Genomic DNA, 1,145 nt, shown 5'->3' with positions numbered 1-1,145 from the left:
TACCCCGACCCCGTCCTTACCGCCGGTTGCGAGTTGGCCACTCTCGGCTGGCGCGGGTTGCAGGGCGGGCTCGGCTTCGGGCGTTGCCTCCTGCTTGAGCAGGTTGTCGACCTCGGTCGCCGGCTCGAGCGGCGTTGCCGGCACCATTTGTGAATTGGTCCGGGTCTCCGCGTCCGCGCCGGTCTTCTTCTCCTTCGCCGGCGCAGCCGGCAGCGGCTCGTTGATCGCCGGTTGCATCGGCGCGGGCTTCTGCGCTACCGGCTTGTCGGCCACCGTCTCGGTGACCTTGCCGTTGCCGTTAATGAAGGGCGGCTGTTCCTTCAGCATCTCGAAAGCGGCATATCCGGCGATAGGCAGTGCGACCAGCGCGGTGATGGCCGGCGTGGCAATGAGTTTCCGTTGCATGATGTCTCTCCAGAGCTTTTGTGCTCGCTCCGTGAGACGAAGGCCTGCGGACGTTCCTTGGGGGGCCGTCGAAGTTTTTTCATCGAGGTCGAACGCCTGCATTGCGGCGGCCATCGCACGCGCCTTCGCTTCGCCGTCCGGCGCCGGCACAGCGATGTCACGCAGCCTTTCGAGTTCGTTGTCGTCGACCATGGTCACACTTCCCCGGCTGAACGCATCAGCAGCTTCAACCGTTTCTTCGCTTCATGGATGTGCCAGGAAACCGTCGTCTCCGAGATCGCCATCACCTCCGCCGCCGCCGCGTGGTTGAGACCTTCGCCATAGACGAGCAGCACCGCATCGCGTTGCTTGTCCGGCAGCAGCCGCACCGCCGTCCACAACGCATCGGCGGGATCGTCCGCTGGCACCTCGCCCGCGATCGACGCATAGGCGCCATAGGCATCGGCCTTGGCGGTATCGCGGGCGCGCTTGCGCATCATGTCGCGCGAAGCATTCAGCGTCATGGCATAGAGCCATGTCGTGAAGGCGCCATTGCCCTGATAGTCGCGGATCGCGCGGCCGAGCCGCACGCAGACATCCTGAGCAATGTCCTCGGCGTCGGCCTTCCTGCCGCACCAGCGATAGGCGGCGCGATAGACGAAGCCATAGTGCCTTTCGACCAGTTTGCCGAAAGCCCCCCTGTCTCCGCCCCTCGCCCGCCCGATCAACTCGGCATCGGAGGCTTCGCTGTCGTCCAGCAT

The 1,145-nt window shown here is 65.1% G+C and carries 1 protein-coding gene and 1 pseudogene; both read right to left on the bottom strand.

The window, feature by feature from the left end:
- Positions 1-597: pseudogene (locus tag EOA27_RS37400) on the bottom strand (VWA domain-containing protein); the annotation flags it as partial.
- Between the two features lie 2 nt (positions 598-599).
- The coding region (locus EOA27_RS37395) for an RNA polymerase sigma factor (protein ID WP_127258828.1) at positions 600-1,145 on the bottom strand (546 nt) is incomplete at its 5' end.

Source organism: Mesorhizobium sp. M2A.F.Ca.ET.037.01.1.1, assembly GCF_003998075.1.
Lineage (GTDB): Bacteria > Pseudomonadota > Alphaproteobacteria > Rhizobiales > Rhizobiaceae > Mesorhizobium.
Note: the sequence above shows the minus strand (reverse complement) of the source record. Positions and strands in the feature narration are given on the sequence as shown.